At 74.3% G+C, this 18,607-nt stretch carries 14 protein-coding genes and 1 pseudogene; 9 read left to right on the forward strand and 6 right to left on the reverse strand.

Annotated features, from left to right (window positions below; genetic code table 11):
- Positions 1-35: 35 nt before the first annotated feature.
- Positions 36-1,475, reverse strand: coding sequence for an alpha/beta hydrolase (locus ACSMXR_RS31605; RefSeq protein ID WP_473172471.1), 1,440 nt, complete (start codon positions 1,473-1,475; stop codon positions 36-38).
- A gap of 266 nt (positions 1,476-1,741) precedes the next feature.
- Between ACSMXR_RS31605 and ACSMXR_RS31610 the strand changes: the two genes are divergently transcribed.
- From ACSMXR_RS31610 to ACSMXR_RS31645, 8 genes and pseudogenes are all read left to right on the forward strand, one after another.
- Positions 1,742-2,575 (forward strand): M55 family metallopeptidase, encoded by an 834-nt coding sequence (locus ACSMXR_RS31610; RefSeq protein ID WP_473170431.1) that lies wholly within the window; start codon positions 1,742-1,744, stop codon positions 2,573-2,575.
- Positions 2,568-3,911 carry a M20/M25/M40 family metallo-hydrolase gene (locus ACSMXR_RS31615; RefSeq protein ID WP_218524132.1) on the forward strand — a complete coding sequence of 448 codons (1,344 nt, stop codon included), beginning with the start codon at positions 2,568-2,570 and terminating at the stop codon, positions 3,909-3,911. Before ACSMXR_RS31610 ends, ACSMXR_RS31615 begins: the two co-directional genes overlap by 8 nt.
- A 76-nt stretch (positions 3,912-3,987) precedes the next feature.
- Entirely contained in the window at positions 3,988-6,003 is a 2,016-nt protein-coding gene (locus tag ACSMXR_RS31620; RefSeq protein WP_473170432.1) for a S9 family peptidase, read from the forward strand.
- The gene (locus ACSMXR_RS31625; protein WP_473170433.1) at positions 6,000-6,983 is read left to right on the forward strand and encodes a S66 peptidase family protein; all 984 of its coding nucleotides are present in this window, start codon (positions 6,000-6,002) and stop codon (positions 6,981-6,983) included. The genes ACSMXR_RS31620 and ACSMXR_RS31625 overlap by 4 nt, the downstream gene beginning before the upstream one ends.
- Before the next feature lie 188 nt (positions 6,984-7,171).
- On the forward strand, positions 7,172-8,929 hold the full coding sequence (locus ACSMXR_RS31630; RefSeq protein WP_473170434.1) for a CocE/NonD family hydrolase: 1,758 nt from the start codon (positions 7,172-7,174) through the stop codon (positions 8,927-8,929).
- 141 nt (positions 8,930-9,070) lie between these two features.
- Positions 9,071-9,310 (forward strand): LapA family protein, encoded by a 240-nt coding sequence (locus tag ACSMXR_RS31635; RefSeq protein WP_137228929.1) that lies wholly within the window; start codon positions 9,071-9,073, stop codon positions 9,308-9,310.
- Between the two features lie 91 nt (positions 9,311-9,401).
- The gene (locus ACSMXR_RS31640) at positions 9,402-10,298 is read left to right on the forward strand and encodes an arginase family protein (protein WP_364887611.1); all 897 of its coding nucleotides are present in this window, start codon (positions 9,402-9,404) and stop codon (positions 10,296-10,298) included.
- A gap of 151 nt (positions 10,299-10,449) precedes the next feature.
- Positions 10,450-12,434: pseudogene (locus ACSMXR_RS31645) on the forward strand (DUF5107 domain-containing protein).
- A gap of 22 nt (positions 12,435-12,456) precedes the next feature.
- On the opposite strand, the gene ACSMXR_RS31650 reads toward ACSMXR_RS31645, so the two are convergent.
- From ACSMXR_RS31650 to ACSMXR_RS31660, 3 genes are all read right to left on the reverse strand, one after another.
- Complete coding sequence (locus ACSMXR_RS31650; RefSeq protein ID WP_103507221.1) at positions 12,457-12,810, reverse strand: VOC family protein; 354 nt, start codon at positions 12,808-12,810, stop codon at positions 12,457-12,459.
- A 93-nt stretch (positions 12,811-12,903) separates the two neighbouring features.
- The gene (locus ACSMXR_RS31655; RefSeq protein ID WP_381793286.1) at positions 12,904-13,713 is read right to left on the reverse strand and encodes a methyltransferase domain-containing protein; all 810 of its coding nucleotides are present in this window, start codon (positions 13,711-13,713) and stop codon (positions 12,904-12,906) included.
- A 118-nt stretch (positions 13,714-13,831) separates the two neighbouring features.
- Positions 13,832-15,337: a bifunctional phosphatase PAP2/diacylglycerol kinase family protein gene (locus ACSMXR_RS31660; protein WP_137228921.1), complete on the reverse strand. Its 1,506-nt coding sequence runs from the start codon at positions 15,335-15,337 to the stop codon at positions 13,832-13,834.
- Between the two features lie 291 nt (positions 15,338-15,628).
- On the opposite strand from ACSMXR_RS31660, the gene ACSMXR_RS31665 reads away from it, so the two are divergent.
- Positions 15,629-17,044 (forward strand): aminotransferase class I/II-fold pyridoxal phosphate-dependent enzyme, encoded by a 1,416-nt coding sequence (locus ACSMXR_RS31665; protein WP_473170435.1) that lies wholly within the window; start codon positions 15,629-15,631, stop codon positions 17,042-17,044.
- A 19-nt stretch (positions 17,045-17,063) separates the two neighbouring features.
- Here ACSMXR_RS31665 and ACSMXR_RS31670 read toward each other — a convergent pair whose 3' ends face one another.
- Positions 17,064-17,702 carry a DedA family protein gene (locus tag ACSMXR_RS31670; protein ID WP_473170436.1) on the reverse strand — a complete coding sequence of 213 codons (639 nt, stop codon included), beginning with the start codon at positions 17,700-17,702 and terminating at the stop codon, positions 17,064-17,066.
- Entirely contained in the window at positions 17,699-18,481 is a 783-nt protein-coding gene (locus ACSMXR_RS31675; RefSeq protein WP_170994396.1) for an MBL fold metallo-hydrolase, read from the reverse strand. Before ACSMXR_RS31675 ends, ACSMXR_RS31670 begins: the two co-directional genes overlap by 4 nt.
- Between the last annotated feature and the right edge of the window lie 126 nt (positions 18,482-18,607).

An 18,607-nucleotide genomic window follows, 5' to 3' on the forward strand; every position in this document is an offset into this window, starting at 1 on the left:
GAGTTTCGACCGGCTCACGGTGTGCCGACGGGGCGTCAGGGAGCGATGCCCACCCCGTCGATCCGGCCCCAGATCCGCTCCTGGGCCGCGGTCATGGCGGGCCAGCCGAGCCCGCCCGGCCGGGGCAGCACCCGGGAGGCGTACGAGGACGGGCGGAACGCCGGATCGTAGAAGCAGCCCGTGCCGTACGTCCGGTCGAAGGCGGCGCACGAATCGGCCAGCGAGCGCGCGGTGGGCTTGCGGCCGGTGCGGGCCCAACGGTCCAGCGCGGTGATGGAGTTGGCGTACTCCGCGCTGCTCAGCCCGGAGTGCTCGCTCTCCCGGGTGAAGCTCTGCACAAGACGCTGCTCCCGGCCCGCGCCGCGCAGCGTGGCCCGGTAGGCGGACTCGTGCTCGACGAACGCGGTGGGGTCGTCGATCGCGTGCAGGGTGAGGACGGGCAGCGACACCCGCCCGGTCAGGTAGCTGTCCCACGAGAGGTCGCGGCGCGCGGCGGGGTCCGCCGAGAAACGCTCCACGCCCGCGTTCAGCGCCCGGTCGTCGTGCGAACCGGCGTACCGCACACCCCGGTTGGAGAAGGGGTTACGGCCCTCCAGCCGGGTCGAGACGATGTCGCGGAAGGTGAACGTCGCGAACCGCAGATGCGACTCCAGCGACCGCTCCGGAACCCCGGTGACCGCCAGGATGTCGTCGAGGTTGCGCTGCTGGAGCGCGGTCCGGGCGGCCGGGTCGGCGTCGAAGCCGGTGCACTCGCGCAGCCGGGCGCGCAGTCCGGTGGCCGTCATCGTGGAGTCCGGGCGCAGCCCCTGCCACAGCGGGTACCGCGGCTCGGTGGGGCGGGGGTGGTTGCCGCAGTAGTACTGGTAGACCACGCGCAGGTCCACGCGGTAGTCGTAGCCGCGCGAACCGCCGCCCAGCACGCCGTTGGTCAGCAGCACCCCGTCGTACGCCCCCGGCTTCGTGCCGTACGTCTCCGCCACCTTGGCGGCCACGTTCCCGCCCCAGGACTGGCCGTGCACAAAGGTCCGCTCCGGCTTCCCGAACCGGTCGAGGAACACCCGGCGCACGCTCTCGGTGTCGGCCGCCGCCATCCGGGTCCCGTAGCCGCCGCGCCGGTAGGAGGAGCCGGCCCAGGCGTACCCCTCCTCGACCATGACCGCCCAGCGCTCCAGGTCCTCGGTGGAGCGTGCCGGGTCCGAGGCGTCGCCCAGGTCGGGCCCGCCGTGCGCGTGCACCACCAGCGAGCCGTTCCAGCGGGTGGGCACGGCGAGCGCGTAGTGCGCCCCGTTCCCGTCCTGCCCCGTGTAACACCGTGCCTTTCCGGCCAGCGCCGCCGGGCAGTCGGCGGCGACCGGGGCCCCGGCGGGGCCGCCCGCCGGGTCGGACGCGGCCGGAGCCTTGCCTGCGGTGCCGAGGAGCAGAGCCGTGATCGTGGCGGCCAGCGCGGCGGAGCGGAACCGGTGGCGGCGGTACATCGGCCGGACACGGGCGGGCGGGTGGGGGGAGTTCACGGGCGCGGCTCCTGGCTGTCTGCCCGGCGCGGAGTGCGCGGGGATTGCCGGGATGCTAGGAAGCGCCGAGGCCGGGGGAGAACCCCCGCGCACATTGCGTTCATAGTGTTCGCCCGGAGGCCCCCGGGAGGACGAAGGCAGGGCCACCGGAGGGACCTTCCGCGGACTGGACCACTGGCGGACCGCCCCTCCCTGGCCCGCGCCGCTCACGGCGCGTACGGTGTGGCGGCATGAAGATCCTCATCAGCGCGGACATGGAAGGCGCCACCGGAGTGACCTGGCCGGCCGACGTGCTGCCGGGGACTCCGCAGTGGGAGCGCTGCCGGTCGATGTTCACCTCGGACGTGAACGCGGCGGTGCTCGGCTTCTACGACGGCGGCGCGGATGAGGTGCTGGTCAACGAGGCCCACTGGTCGATGCGCAATCTGCTGCTGGAACACATGGACGAACGCGTCCAGATGCTGACCGGCAAGCACAAGTCGCTGTCCATGGTGGAGGGCATCCAGCACGGCGACGTGGACGCGGTGGCCTTCGTCGGCTACCACACCGGGGCCGGCACGGAGGGCGTCCTCGCCCACACCTACCTCGCCAACTCCATCACCGGCGTCTGGCTCAACGGCGTCCGTGCCAGCGAGGGCCTGCTCAACGCGCATGTCGCCGCCGAGTACGGCGTGCCCGTCGTCCTCGTCACCGGCGACGACCTGACCTGCGTGGACGCCGAGGGGTACGCCCCCGACGCCCGGAAGGTCGCCGTCAAGGACTACGTCTCCCGTTACGCGGCGGTCTGCCGCACCCCCGCCCGTACCGCCGCCGACATCAGGGCGGCGGCGCAGGCGGCCACCGTGCTCGCGGGCCGGCGGGAGCCCGTCACCGGCACCGCGTTCACCGTGGAGCTGGAGTTCGACGCCGAGCATCTGGCGGCCGCGGCGACCGTCGTCCCCGGCGTGGCGCCGAGCGGTGAGAGGCGTGTCGCGTACACCAGCGCGACGATGTACGAAGGAATTCGCACGTTCAAGGCGGTGACGACGATCGTGTCGGCCGCCGTGGAGGAACAGTATGGCTGACGCCCCCGACCTGCTCGGACCCGTCGACCGGCAGGCGCTCGACGAAGTGGTGACGTTCACCTCCGAACTCATCCGCATCGACACCACCAACCGGGGCGGCGGCGACTGCCGGGAGCGCCCGGCCGCCGAGTACGTCGCCCAGCGGCTCGCCGACGCCGGAATCGAACCGACGCTGCTGGAGCGGACCCCCGGCCGGACCAATGTGGTCGCCCGGATCCCCGGCACCGACCCGTCGGCCGACGCGCTGCTCGTCCACGGCCACCTCGACGTGGTGCCCGCCGAGCCCGCCGACTGGACCGTGCACCCCTTCTCCGGCGAGGTCAGCGACGGAGTCGTGTGGGGGAGGGGCGCCGTCGACATGAAGAACATGGACGCGATGGTCCTCTCCGTCGTACGGGGCTGGGCCCGCGAGGGCTTCCGGCCCCGGCGCGACATCGTCATCGCCTACACCGCCGACGAGGAGGACAGCGCCGCCGACGGTTCCGGCTTCCTCGCCGAGCAGCACGCCGGCCTGTTCGAGGGCTGTACGGAGGGCATCAGCGAGTCCGGGGCCTTCACCTTCCACGCGGGCGACGGCCTCTCGCTGTACCCGATCGCGGCGGGCGAGCGCGGCACCGGCTGGCTGAAGCTGACCGCCGAGGGCCGGGCCGGTCACGGCTCCAAGGTCAACCGGGAGAACGCGGTCAGCGCGCTGGCCGCCGCCGTCGCCCGGATCGGCGAGCACGAGTGGCCCATCCGTCTCACCCCGACCGTCCGGGCCGCGATCACCGAGATCGCCGCCCTGCACGGCATCACCGCCGACCTCGACGACCCCGGCTTCGACATCGCCCAGCTCCTCGGCAAGCTCGGCCCGGCCGCCTCACTGGTCGAGAACACCGTCCGCAACAGCAGCAACCCGACGATGCTGGACGCCGGTTACAAGGTCAACGTCATCCCCGGGCACGCCGCCGCCTTCATCGACGGGCGCACGGTCCCCGGCGGCGACGACGAGTTCCACGAAACCCTCGACCGGCTCACCGGCCCTTCCGTCTCCTGGGAGTTCTACCACCGCGAGACGGCCCTGACGGCCCCCGTCGACTCACCGACGTACGCCAAGCTGCGCGCCGCCGTCGAGCGGTTCGACCCGGACGCGCACACCGTCCCGTACTGCATGTCGGGCGGCACCGACGCCAAGCAGTTCTCCCGCCTCGGCATCACCGGCTACGGCTTCACCCCGCTGAAGCTGCCCGTCGGCTTCGACTACCAGCGGCTCTTCCACGGCGTCGACGAGCGCGTCCCCGTCGACGCCCTCCACTTCGGCGTCCGCGTCCTCGACCACTACCTGCGCACCGCCTGACCGCCTGACCGCCCGTCCGACCATCTGCCCGTCCGACCTCTGCCGACCGATCCGCGCCCCGGGGGGACCGACCCACGTGAACACCGTGCCAGCAGCGCCGTACGGAAGTTGGCCGTCGCCGATCGACGCGGCGCTCGCCGCCTCGCACGACGGCCGACCCGACCACCTCGGCACCGTCGGGGACGAGGTGTGGTGGACCGAGCCGCGCCCCGCCGAGGGCGGCCGGCGCGCCCTGATGCGCCGCCGCGCCGACGGCACCACCGCCCCGGTGCTGCCCGCCCCCTGGAACGCCCGCAGCCGGGTGATCGAGTACGGCGGACAGCCCTGGGCCGGCACGGTGCGCGCGGACGGCGAACTCCTCGTGGTGTTCGTCCACTTCACCGATCAGCGGCTGTACGCGTACACCCCCGACGGGCCGGGCGAGCCGTGGCCGCTCACCCCTGTGTCGGACCTCGGCGGCGGGCTGCGCTGGGTGGACCCGCAGATGCGCCCGGAGCATGGTGCGGCGGGCGAAGTGTGGTGCGTGCTGGAGGAGTTCACCGGGCCCGCGCCCACCGACGTACGGCGGGTCGTCGCCGCCGTACCGCTGGACGGCTCGGCCGCCGACGACCGTTCGGCGATCCGTGAACTCTCCGACGACCGGCACCGGTTCGTCACCGGACCCAAGGTCTCCCACGACGGGCGGCGGGCGGCCTGGATCGCCTGGGACCACCCCCGGATGCCGTGGGACGGCACGGTGGTCATGCTGGCCGACATCACCGACTCGGGCGCGTTCACCGGCGTACGGCCCCTCGTCGGCGACCTCGACGAATCGGTCTGCCAGGTGGAGTGGGACCGCGACGGCAGCCTGCTGTTCGTGTCCGACCTCGCCGACTGGTGGGAGCTGCAGCGCATCCGGCCCGACGCGGTCGCCGGCGGCGTGGTCCCCAGCAGCCGCCTGCTGCCGCCCCGGGGCGAGGAGTTCGGCGGGCCCCTGTGGAAGCTCGGGCTGCGCTGGTTCCACCCGCTGGACAACGGACTGATCGCCGTGCTGCACGGCAAGGGCGGCAAACGGCTCGGCATCCTCGACCCGGAGACCGGTGAACTCGCCGACGCCCCGGGCCCCTGGACCTCCTGGTCCGACACGCTCGCCGTGCACGGCAGCCGGGTCGTCGGCGTCGCCGCGAGCCCCCGCGGCGGCCCCGAGGTCGTCGAGCTGGACACCACGACCGGGCGCACCCGCACCATCGGCGCACCCCACCACGACGCGGTCGACCCCGCCTACTACCCGGTGCCCGAGGAGCGCGCCTTCACCGGTCCCGACGGCCGTGAGATCCACGCCCACATCTACCCGCCGCACAGCCCCGACCGCACCGGCCCCGAGGGCGAGAAGCCGCCGTACGTCGTCCGGGCGCACGGCGGTCCCACCGGCCACGCGCCGCTCGTCCTCGACCTGGAGATCGCCTACTTCACCTCGCGCGGCATCGGCGTGGCCGAGGTCAACTACGGCGGCTCCACCGGTTACGGGCGCGGCTACCGCGAACGGCTGCGCGGCCAGTGGGGCGTGGTCGACGTGGCCGACTGCGCGGCCGTGGCCTCGGCCCTGGTCGAGGAGGGCTCCGCCGACCCGGACCGGCTCGCGATCCGGGGCGGCAGCGCGGGCGGCTGGACCACGGCCGCCTCGCTGACCTCCACCGACCTGTACGCCTGCGGCACGATCCTCTACCCGATCCTGGACCTCGAAGGGTGGGCCACCGACGAGACCCACGACTTCGAGTCGCGGTATCTGGAGTCCCTCGTCGGCCCGTTCGCCGAGGTGCCCGAACGCTACCGGGAACGCTCCCCGATGAACCGCACCGACCGGCTGAACACCCCGTTCCTGCTGCTCCAGGGCCTGGACGACGTGATCTGCCCGCCCGCGCAGAGTGAGCGGTTCCTGACCGCCGTCTCCGGCCGGGGCGTCGCCCACGCCTATATCGCCTTCGCGGGGGAGAGCCACGGATTCCGGCGCGCGGAGACCCTGGTCCGCGCACTGGAGGCCGAACTCTCCCTCTACGCGCAGACGTTCGGTATCGACCGGCCCGACGTGGAGCCCCTGGAGCTGACCACATGACCGGTGCGGACCGGGCACCCGCGGCCGGAGGCCACGGCCCGGCCGCGCCGCTCGCCCGGCCCACCCGGCTGCGCCCCGGCTCCCGGGTCGCCGTCGTCGCGCCCAGCGGCCCCGTGCCCGCCGACCGGCTGGAGGAAGGTCTCGCCGTGCTGCGCGGCTGGGGCCTCGAACCCGTCGTCGGCGCCCATGTCCGCGACATCCACCCGGAGTTGGACTACCTCGCCGGGTCGGACGCGGACCGTGCGGAGGACCTCCGGCAGGCGTGGTGCGACCCGTCCGTGGACGCCGTCCTGTGCGCCCGGGGCGGCTACGGCGCGCACCGGATGGTCGACCTCGTCGACTGGGCGGCGATCCGGGCCGCCGGGCCCAAGGCGTTCGTCGGCTACAGCGACATCACCGTGCTGCACGAGGCGTTCGCCCTGCGGGCCGGGTTCTCGACCCTGCACGGGCCGATGGTCGCCACCGAGACGTTCCTCAAGGACGCGCCGACCCGCGAGCACCTGCGCGCCACACTCTTCGAGCCGGAGACCGTCCGCACCTTGGGCCTGGAATCGGCCGGTGCCCTGGTCCCCGGCCGGGCGCGGGGCGTCCTGTACGGCGGTTGTGTCAGCCTGCTCGCCGCCGACCACGGCACCCCGGGAGGCCGGACGAACGGCCGGGGCGGGCTGCTGGTGATCGAGGACACCGGGGAGGAGCCCTACCGGCTCGACGGCATCCTCACCCGGCTGCTGCGCTCCGGGGCCCTGGACGCGGTCGCCGGAGTGGCCTGCGGCTCCTGGCAGGAGTGCGGACCGTACGAGAAGATCCGCGCCGTCCTCGCCGACCGGCTGGGCCCGCTGGGCATACCCGTGGTCGAGGAGCTGGGCTTCGGCCACGGCCCGACCGCCCTGACGATCCCGCTGGGCGTGTCCGCGGTGCTCGACGCGCCGGCGGACGGCGGGCGTTGCACCCTCACCGTCGAAACCCCCGCCCTGCGCTGAGCCTCTCCTCGGATCTCCCGCCCGAAGATGTGTGCATGGGTGCGCGGAACGTGAACGTCCGTCAAGAACCGCTGACCGATGCGTTGACACGGCTATGAGCTGTGTCACAGCATGAGCGCGGCCCAATACTTACCGGCCGGTAAGGTGTCCTCGGTGTGGAGGTCTTCGTGTCAGGTGCTGTTTCCAGAGTGCGCGGCCCGCTCGTGGCGGTCGCCGGGGCGGCCCTCGTCGCCCCCCTCGTCCTCGCCGGCCCGGCCCATGCCGAGGCCGACCCGTACACCGTCACCCCGCTGACGTTCACCGTCGAGGCGGGCGACCGCACCTGCACGGTGGACGCCGATCTCTACCGGCCCGCCGGAGTCGACGCGGACCGCCCCGCCCCCGCCGTCCTCGCCACCAACGGCTTCGGCGGCAGCAAGTCCGACGGCTCCACCGACGCCATCGGCAAGGCCTTCGCCGAACGCGGCTACGTCGGGCTCGTCTACTCCGGCCTCGGCTTCGGCAAGTCCGGCTGTCTGATCACCCTCGACGACCCCGGGATCGACGGCCAGGCCGCGACCGAACTCCTCGACTTCCTCGGGGGAGTCCGCGCGGCCAACGACGGGACCAGGGCCGACTACGTCACCCAGGACGCCGACGGCGACCCGCGCGTCGGCATGATCGGCGGCTCCTACGGCGGCGCGATCCAGCTGGCCACCGCCGCCGTCGACCCCCGCGTCGACGCCCTCGTCCCGCTGATCACCTGGAACGACCTCGGCTACGCGCTCGCCCCCAACAACACCGGGGCGCGCACCGGCGTCACCTCCGACACCCCGGGCGTCTTCAAGTGGCAGTGGACCAACGGCTTCTACCTGATCGGCGAAGGCCAGCCGCTCCTCAACCCGAGCCTGGACCCGTCCCGCATCAACCGGCTGGACTGCCTGCACTTCGCCACCCGCGCCTGCGAGACCATCCGGCTGCTCAACTCCGGCCGCTACCCCGCCGACCAGGCCGAGGACATGCTCGCCTACGCGCGCAGCGTCTCGCCCGTCTCCTACCTCGACCGGGTCAAGGCCCCCACCCTCATCGTCCAGGGCCAGGCCGACAGCCTGTTCAACCTCAACGAGGCCACGGCGACCTACCGGACGCTCAAGGCGCAGGGCACCGAGACGAAGATGATCTGGCAGTCCTGGGGGCACAGCGGCGGCCAGGTGCCCGGCGAACTCGACCTGAGCCAGGGCAATCTGGAGACCAGCCACGTCGGCCAGCGGGTCCTGGCCTGGTTCGACCGCTACCTCCAGAAGAAGGCGGACACCGACACCGGACCCGCCTTCTCCTACTACCGCGACTGGCAGAGCGGTTACGGCTCGGCGGCCGACGTCCCCGCCCTCTCGCAGTCCCTCTACCTCTCCGGCGACGGCAAACTCGTCGACAACCGGTCCAAGGTGGCACGCGGCAGCCGCCAGTACACCAACTGGCTCGTGCCCACCAGCCACTCCGAGAGCTCCATCGCCCCGCTGATCGGACTGCCCGACCCGAAGCCGTACGACATCAAGGGCACCTACCTCGGCTGGCGCAGCGAACCGCTCACCGCGCCCCTCGACGTCGTCGGCGCGCCGAAGGCCACCCTGAAGGTCCTCTCCCCGAAGACGGAACGGGTCCAGAACAGCGGCGACGCCGCCGACAAGCTGGTCCTCTTCGCCAAGGTGTACGACGTCGCGCCCGACGGCACCCGGACACTGGTGAACCGGCTCGTCTCGCCCGTCCGGGTCCCCGACGTCACCCGGCCCTTCACCGTCGAGCTACCCGGCATCGTCCACCGGTACGAGAAGGGGCACCGTCTGGAGTTCGCGATCGCCGCCAGCGACACCGCGTACTTCGGCAACCGGGGCGTCAAGCCCGTCACCGTCGTCCACGCCCCCGAGGACACCGGCGTCCTGGAGCTCCCGGTGGTCCCCGCCGGCTGACACCCGCCACCCTCACGTTCACCCGAACGGCGCAACATCACCGCCCCCCGGACCCGGCATCCGCCCATGCTGGGAACCCGGGGGGCGGTCGCGTGCACGACGGCGGGCCGACGGGCCAGGAACGAGCGAAAGGGCCGGACCATGAGCCCCAAGGACGTATCGAGCGACAGCGGGCGCGCCCAGGGGTGGCTCACTCCGGGGCGTATCGCGGTCTGTGTGGTGGTCGTGCTCGTCATCGTGTTCATCTGCGTGAACACGAACGACGTCACCATCCGGGTGCTGATCCCCGAGGTGACGATGCCACTGTGGTCCGCGCTGGCCGCCATGTTCCTCATCGGGCTCGGCTGCGGCGGCTACCTCTTCCGCCGCCGGAAGAAGTGACGGCCGGCCCCGGACCGGTCCGGACGGGACCGCGCACGCTGTCGGCGAAACCGCTTGAGGGCTGTGCGCCGCCGCGGCGAGGATGATCCGCATGCGTACGATCGTGGTCCTCGACGCCCCGTCCAACCTCGGGCTGCGGCCCCCGGCGCCCGGCACCGTCCCGGGCTGCTACAAGCTCGCCGGAGCGCTGCGCGAGCAACGCGTCGTGGCCCGCCTCGGCGCACTCGAAGGCGGCGTCGTCGTCCCGCCGCGCTACGACCTCGGCGACTGGCAGGAGGGCGACGGGGTGTTCAACGCCGCCGCCATCGCCCGGTACACCCGCACCCTCGCCGACCGCATCGAAGGACACGTACGGGCCGGGGAGTTCGCCCTCGTCCTAGGCGGCGACTGCTCCATCCAGCTCGGCGCCGCCCTCGCCCTCCGCCGTATCGGCCGGTACGGTCTCGCCGCCGTCGACGGTTCCGCCGACTTCCGGCACACCGGCAACAGCGACCGGATCGGTGCGGCCGGTGGCGAGGAACTGGCCATCGCCACCGGCCGGGGGCAGGCCGACCTCAGCGACCTCGAAGGGCTCCGCCCCTACCTCAAGGACGAGGACGTCCGCCTCTTCGGCATGCGGGACGAGGACGAGGACCAGGCGGAGCTGACCGCCCTGAAGATCCCCCACGCGACCGTCGGCCAGATCCGCGAGTGGGGCCCGGACGTCCTCGCGCGGGCCACCGTGGAGAGCCTGGAGACCCCCGCTCTCGACGGCTACTGGGTCCATCTGGACGCCGACGTCCTCGACCCGGGCGTCATGCCCGCCGTCGACAGCCCCGACGACGGCGGCCTCCTCCCGCACGAACTCGCCCCGCTGCTGCGCACACTCCTCTCCTCGCCGCGCTGTGTCGGGCTCAACGTCACCATCTACGACCCCGATCTCGACCCGGACGGCACCGCGGGCGCACTGCTCGCCGACCTCGTCGTCGGCGCGCTCACGGACCGCTGACGGGCGGTCCGCGGCCGTACGGGGTTCCCGCCGGGCCCGGGCGCGCGAAATCCGGCCGACGGGGCTCTGGCCCCCGCGGCCACCTGCGTGTTCCATGGTCACCGGGGGCGCCCGGACCTGCGGCGGCCCGCCGCGAGGGAACGAGGGTGCCTTGGCCACGACCGTACGACGTGCCGTACTGAACCTGCCCGCAGCGCCGCTCGGACCGGAGAACCCGCTCCCACCGCTGCGCACGCCCGCCGCGCCGCCCACCCTCGACCCCGCGAACGGGCGGGCCTGCCCCGCGACATGGCCCGGCAACTGGGCCACCGGCCGCTGCGCACCGTCCTGCCCACCCGGCTGCTCGACGGCTACGGGCGCGAGCGCACCCCCACCGACCTCGACGCCGTGGTCATCGAGAACGACCGGCTGCGGGTCACCGTGCTGCCCGGACTCGGCGGCCGGATCCACTCCCTGCACCACAAGCCCACCGGCCGTGAACTGCTCCACCGCAACCCGGTCCTCCAGCCCGCCGCCTTCGCCCTCAACGGGGCCTGGTTCTCCGGCGGGATCGAGTGGAACATCGGCGCCACCGGCCACACCACCCTGTCCTGCGCACCCCTGCACGCCGCGCTCGTGCCCGCACCCGACGGGGGCACGATGGTCCGGCTCTGGGAGTGGGAGCGGCTGCGCGACCTGCCCTTCCAGGTGGACCTCTGGCTCCCCGGCGACTCCGACTTCCTGCACGTCGGCGTACGGATACGCAACCCGCACGAGCAGCCCGCACCGGTCTACTGGTGGTCCAACATCGCCGTCCCCCAGACCCCGGACACCCGGGTGCTGGTCCCGGCCGATGAGGCCTGGCACTTCGGCTACGACCACACCCTCACCCGGGTCGGCGTCCCGGAGACGGATGGCCTCGACCACACCTACCCGCTGCGTTCCGAGTACCCCGCCGACCACTTCTACGAGCTGCCCGAGGACGCCCGCCGGTGGATCGCCGCGCTCGACGCGGACGGCCACGGACTCGCCCAGACCTCCACCGACCTGCTGCGCGGCCGCAAACTGTTCCGCTGGGGCCACGGCAAGGGCGGCCGCCGCTGGCAGGAGTGGCTGAACGGCCCCGAGGGCGGCGGCTACGCGGAGATCCAGGCCGGTCTCGCCCGCACCCAGCTGGAGCACGTCCCCCTGGACGCCGGCGCGGCGTTCAGCTGGCTGGAGTCCTACGGCCCGCTGTCCGCCGACCCGGCCACCGTGCACGGCGGCGACTGGGCAGCCGCCACCGAGGAGACCGGCGCGCGGCTGGCGGAGGCGCTCCCGCGCGGCACGGTGGAGGAGGCTTACGCGGCCTGGCTGCCGTACGCGGACGCCGAACCGGGCGAGGTCCTCGCCACCGGATCCGGCTGGGGCGCGCTGGAGGTGCTGCGGGGCGGCCACCGGCTGCCCGGCACGCCGTTCCGGCTCTCCACCATCGGTACACCGCAGGCCCCTTGGCGTGAGCTGCTGGAGCACGGCACCCTGCCGCAGCCGGGCCCGGACGGCATACCGGGGCCGACACCGGTCGCGCCGCCCTGGCGCGACATGCTGGAGACCGCCGACGCCGACCCGCACACCGAATACCACCTGGGCATCGCGCAGTGGCACGCCGACGACCGGGCCCAGGCCGTCCGCAGCTGGGAACGCGGCCTGGAGTGCGATCCGGCGCCCCGCTGGCCGCTGCTGCGCTGCCTCGCCGTCGCCGCCGAGGAGAGCGGCAGGCCGGACCACGCCGCCGAGCCGTACGCCGAGGCCTTCGCGGACCTCGGCGCTCCGGGAACGGGCGACCTCACCACATCGCCGGAGGGTGGCGCGCTGCTCGCCGCCCTGGCCCGCGAGACCATCGAGGCACAGCTGTCCGCCGGCCGGTCCGGCGCGGCCCGGACGCTGCTCACCGGACTGCCGGGCGCGATCCGCGAGCGCGGACGCTTCCGGCTGCTCGACGCCCGGATCCTGGTCGCCGAGGGCGACACCGCGGCCGCCCGTGCGATCTTCGACGCCGGATTCGAGGTCGCCGACCTGCGCGAAGGGGCCGGAATTGTCGGTGAGTTGTGGGCATCCGTCAGCGACGAGCCGCTGCCGGACGCCTACGACTTCCGGATGCGCCCGCCCCAGGAGTGATCGACGCGCCCCGGGCGGCCGGTCAGACGGTGACGTTGCGGTCCACGTACTCGAAGACCGAGCCGTCCGGGTGCAGCGCGATGAGGTTGCGGCCGGCCGGGGTCGGCACCGGCCCCGCGATGACCCGCGCGCCCGCCCGGGTCAGCGCCTCGTTCGCCTCGTCGACGTCCTTGACGGCGATGGTGGCGCCCACCTTGCGCAGCACCTCCAGCTCCGACTCCGGCCCGCTCATCAACAGGAAGCAGCCGATCGCGGCCACCGACACCCCACCGCGCTCGAAGCGCAGAGCCGGGGTGCCCGTCAGCCCCTCGTAGAAGGCCACCGCGGCCTCCAGGTCGTCGACGCAGATACGCAGCGTGGTTCCGAGGATCTCCATGCGTACGAGGGTAGTTGGCGGCCGCCACCGGTGTGATCGATTCCGGTCGGGCCGGGCCTCCGCTTCCACTCCGACGCGCCCCTTCGCGTCACCTCACGCCCGGCACAGCAACTCGCCGTGCGGGACCAGGAACCAGCCGTCGCCCTCCTCGCCCCAGGAGCGCCACGCCCCGGCGATGGCCGTGAGCTGCTCGGTGCTCGCATGGCCACCGCGTACGGCCAGTTCGGCGTAGACCGAGTCCGTCGTACGGTCCGCCCACAGGCCGCTCCACCAGGCACGGGTCTCCGGGGTGGCGAAACACCAGGCACCCGCGGTCGGAGTGATGTCGGTGAACCCGGCCCGCCGCGCCCACGACAGGAGTCTGCGGCCGGCGTCGGGCTCGCCGCCGTTGCCGCGGGCCACCCGGCCGTACACGTCCAGCCACTCGTCGAGCCCGGGGGTCTCCGGATACCAGGTCATCGCCGCGTAGTCGCTGTCGCGCACCGCGACCGCACCGCCGGGGCGGCAGACCCGCCGCATCTCGCGCAGCGCCTGGACCGGGTCGCCCACGTGCTGGAGCACCTGATGGGCGTGGACCACGTCGAACGAGTCGTCCGGGAAGTCCAGCGCATGGACGTCGGCCACCGCGAACTCGACGTTGTCCAGACCTCGTTCGGCCGCCACCGCGGCCGCCTGGCCGAGGATGTCGGTGCTGGTGTCCACCGCGGTGACCCGGCCGGGCGCGACCAGCGCGGCCAGATCGGCGGTGATGGTCCCGGGACCGCAGCCGACGTCCAGCACCGTCAGGCCGGGCCCGAGTTCACCGAGGAGATACGCCGCCGAATTGGCGGCGGTCCGCCAGCGGTGCGAGCGCAGGACCGACTCGTGGTGGCCGTGCGTGTACACGGCGGTCTCCTTCGGCATGGCGTTACGTCCTCTCCCGAAACCTCGCGCCGACGGGCACGGCGACAGGGACCACCGTACGTCGCCATGTCGGATGATGAGATAGGCGTCTTGCCATGCGGACCGGTGGTGCGGTGCGTCAGACCGGCATCGGGCAGTAGACGGTCAGCGCCTCCGGCAGCTTGTCGATCAGCAACTCCGTTCCGGAGTGCGCCACTTCGCCGTCGTACGCGTACGGCGTCCCCGGCGCGAGGCCGCCGATCCGCACCCGGCGCCGCCGCACCGCCGCATGGGCGGGGGAGCGGGTCAGCGGTCCCGCAACCGCCGCCGCCAGCAGCCGCAGCGCGGGCCCCCGGCCGCCGTGCACCACCCGGACGTCCAGCAGCCCGTCCGCCAGATTGTGGCGGCGGCCCGGAGCGGGGCCCACCCGCTGGAAGAGCCCGTTCCCGACGAACAGTAGCCACAACGGACGCCTGCGGCCCTGCAGTTCGGCCTCCAGCGGCCGCTCGCCGCGCAGCACGTGGAACGCCGCGAGCACCCCCGCGGGCCAGCCGCCGATCCGGGGCGACCAGTGCTCCCGGGTGCGCACGAGCTCCGGATAGACGCCCAGCGAGAAGGCGTTGAGGAAATAGCCGTCCGCCCCGTCCGCGCCCTTGGGGCCCGGCCGGAAGCGGCCGAGGTCCACCCGGATCGCATCGCCCGCGGTGAGGGCGGCGGCGGTGTCGTGGACGGTCTCGATGCCCAGGTCGTAGGCGAAGTGGTTGAGCGTGCCGCCGGGGAAGACCGCCAGCGGCATCCCGTGCGTCGCGGCGACGGACGCCGCCAGGTTCACCGTGCCGTCGCCGCCGCACACGCCCAGCGCCCGCCCCTGGCCCGCCGCCTTCTCCAGCGCGGCCGACAGCTCCTGGGGCGGCACCTCCACGACCTGCGCCGCGGGCAGCGCCTCGCGCACCAGCGACGCGGTCGCGGTGGCCGTGCCCGACTCCTGGTTCACCACCACGACGAGGTCCTTCCCGGCGGGCAGCGCCGGGGCCTCACCGGGCGGCCGGCCGGGCGCGGGCAGCTGGCCCCGGGTGGGCACCACCCCGCGCAGGGCGAACGCGGCGCCCACACCGAGCGCCGCACCCGCCAGCACATCGCTCGGATAGTGGACGCCGGTGTAGACCCGGGAGGCGGCCACGGCCACCGCGACCGGGGCCACGACCGCGCCCCAGCCCCTGGACTCCAGCGCCACCCCGGTGGCGAAGGCGGCGGCCGACGCGGCGTGGCCGGAGGGGAAGGAGGTGGTGACCGGCTGCCGCTTGAGCTGCCGCACCACCGGCACCAGGTCGACTATCGGCCGCTCGCGGCGCACCGCGCCCTTACCGACCGTGTTGATCGCCGCCGAGGCCACGGCGAGGGACGCCACCCCGCGCAGGGCGGCCCGCCGGGAGCGCGCACTGCTGCCGAGGGCCGCGATCCCGGCCGCCGCCCCGAACCAGAGCAGCCCGTGGTTGGCGCTCCGGCTCAGCCTGGGCAGCAGCGGATCGGCGCCCGGCCAGTGCCGGTCCGCGACGCTCCGGAAGACGGCCAGGTCCCGCCCTTGCAGCCAGCCGCGCAACCGGGCGGCGGCGGGGGCGGCGGATGAGGTTCTCGGTGTGGACATGGCTCAGCGAATACCCGGCCGGGCCGGCCTGAACCAGCAGGCGCGCTGAGACCCTGGCCACGTGGAGCCACCGGCCGGCGGAACAGCCCACGCGGTGACGGCCCCGGCGCCGGGTGCGCGACGTGAGCGGGCGGGCCGCCCGGAACCTCCGTATAAAGAAGCCAGAGGCCGTCATGGAGAAGCCGCGGACGCCATCGGCCCGGACCGGAGCCGGATGCGGCCCCGGGCCCGGTGGCCGGGCGGGCGGCCGGGGGCGCGGACACGGAGCGACGAGCGGCGGAGGAGGCCCGGATGCACGGGACCGAGGACACCGGCGGGCCCGGCAACCGGGCCCCGGCGCAGGACCCGGCTCCCGGGCAGGACTCGGTCCGTCGGCCGGGCGAGGAGGCCGCCCACGCGCAGGACCCGGCTCACGGGCGGGACCGGGCCCGTCGGCCGGGTGAGGAGGCCGCCCACGCGCAGGATCCGGCCCGTCGGCCGGGTGACCGGGTCGGCCACCCGCACGAGGACCACGGGCCCGTCCGCTACGGGCCGCCCGCGCCCGACCCCGGTCTCCCGGTCGTCCCCGAGCTGGCCGCCGTTCTCGCCGCCGCCTCCGCCCGGACCCGCCCCGAACCTCCCGGCGGCGGCCCGGTCCTGCGGGAGGCGGCCCGCGGGTACTGGGACCGGCGCGGGCTGCACGGTACGGCGGGCAGCATCGCCGCCGCCCCCGGCGCCCAGCCGCTCCTCCTGGCGCTGATCGGCGCGCACGGCGGCGACGTCCTCATGCCGCGGCCCTGCCCGGCCACCTGGATGCCGCAGGCCCGGCTGCTGGGGCGGCCCGCCTACCATGTGCCGACCCCGGCCGAGTGCGGCGGTGTGCCCGACCCGTACGCCCTGCTGGAGACCGTCCGCCGGGTCCGTGCCGAGGGAGGCAGGCCGAAACTGCTGCTGCTGTCCGTCGTGGACGACCCCACCGCCACCGTCGCCCCGCCCGAGCTGGTCCGTGAGGCCTGCGAGGCGGCGGTCGGCGAAGGGCTGCACATCATCAGCGACGAGACCTGGCGCGACACCGTGCACCGGCCCCGCGACACCGTCCTGCTCAGCCCCGCCGAGATGTGCCCGGACGATGTCACGGTCATCGCCGACCTGGCCGGAGCCCTCGCGCCCGCCGCCTGGCCGGTCGCCGTCGCCCGCTTCCCGGACACCGCCCGGGCCGCCGTCCGGCACGCCCGCACCCTGGACATCCTCACCGCGCTCGGCGCGCTCGTCGCCGGTCCGATCGCCCACGCGGCCGCCCACGCGCTGGCGGAACCGGATTCCGTACGCGACCGGATCCGGCGGGCCGCGGCGCTCCAGAGCGAGGTCGCCGCCGCCGCCCACCGCACGGTCCTCGGCTCCGGCGCGCTGGCCCGCCCACCGCAGGCGGGCCGCCACCTCTACGCCGACCTCGGCCCGCTGCGCTCCCGGCTGGCCGGCCTGGGCGTCACGGACTCCATGGAGCTGGAGGAGTACCTCACCGACCGGCTCGGCGCACCGGCCCCGGGCGGCCACCGCTTCGGGGACGAGCTCGGCGCCCTGCGCGTACGCCTGGGCACGGGTCCGCTGCTGGGCGCCACACCGCAGCAGCAGACGGAGTCCCTCACCGCCGCGAAACCCCTGGAGCTCCCGCACGTGGCGCAGGCGCTGGACGCCTTCGCTGCGGTCTTCGCCGCACTGCGCCGATGACGGCCAGGACCGCGCGCGGTCACGAGGACGCCGGGCCGAACCGCGACCGCAGCCTGCGCCACACCGCCGGAGCCCCGCTGATTAGCAGCGTCAGGGCCACCGCCGCGACCACCCCCTGCCACGGCTCCGGGAACAGCGAACCGCCCAGGATCCCGATCAGCTGATACGTCGCCGCCCAGGCCAGACACGCCGGAACGTCGCCCCGGGCGAACCGGCGCAACGGCATCCGGCCCAGCAGACAGGCCAGCATCACCGGGATCCGCCCGGCCGGCACCAGCCGGGACAGCACCAGCACCGTTCCGCCGCGCTCGTCCAGCTTCGCCTGCGCCTGGGCCAGCCGCTCCGGCGCGGCCCGGCGGGTGATCGCCTCCAGCCACTTCGAGCCGTTCTTCGACCGCACCCCGCGCTGCCCCAGCCAGTACAGACAGACGTCGCCGAGGAACGCGGCGGCCGACGCCACCACGAACACGAAGAGCAGGGCGAACGGCGACGTCTGGTGAAACGCCACCACCGCCGCCGTACTCACTAGCGCCCCCGTCGGCACCACGGGCACCAAGGACCCCAGCGCCACCAGGGCGAACAGCGTCGGGTACCCGACCGCCTGCTGGGTCGACTCGGTGGGCAGCTCCCGCACCACCTGCTGGATCTCCTGGATCACCGGCCCACCTCCGGACCCACCCGTTCGCCGTGCCCCAGCAGGTGCACCGTCACCTCGGGCGCGCGCTTCGCCGCGTGCCGGACGAACTCGTCGCCCGGCGCGTGGAACTCGTGCGGACGCACCCCGTCCAGACCGATCGGCCAGTACGTGCCGTAGTGCACCGGCACCGCGGAGCGCGGCGCGAGCCGGGTCAGGGCCTCGGCGGCACGGGCCGGGTCGAGATGGCCGTGCCCCAGATAGGGCCCCCAGCCGCCCACGGGCAGCAGCGCCACGTCCACCGGCCCCACCGCGTCCGCCATGTCGTCGAAGAGCCCGGTGTCCCCGGCGAAGTACGTCCGGGCCTCGCCCTCGACCACGTAACCGAGCGCGGGCGCGCGGTGCGGCCCGACCGGCAGCCGTCGCCCGTCGTGCAGCGCGAACACCGCCCGCACCCGCACCTCGCCGACCCGGACCGTGTCGCCCGGCCTCACCTCGGTGATCTGCAGCTGCCGCCTCCGCCGGAGCATCCGCAGCCCCGGCACGGCCGCCACCGCGCCGCTCGGCACGATCAGCCGGCTGCCGGGAGCCAGCCGGGCCAGCGACGGCAGATGCAGATGGTCGGAGTGGAGATGGGAGACCAGCACCACCTCCGCGACCGCGGCCTGCGGCGGCGGCACCTCGCCCCGGCGGCGGCGCAGATGCGCGAAGCGCCGTACGAACAGGGGGTCGGTCAGCACCCGCACCCCCGAGTCCTCGATCGTGCAGGTGGCATGACCCCACCAGGTGACCTCCACCGGCACGTCCGCCTCCTCGCTCGACCCCGTGACCCCGTGTCCCGGCGCGGCCCGCGCCACCCGTGCCCGGGTGCGCTGCCGCTACGAGCCTATGCGCCCCCCGTACCGTCCCGCCGCCCCCCGGCCGGTCCG

It is taken from the genome of Streptomyces sp. DSM 106670 (assembly GCF_055792845.1).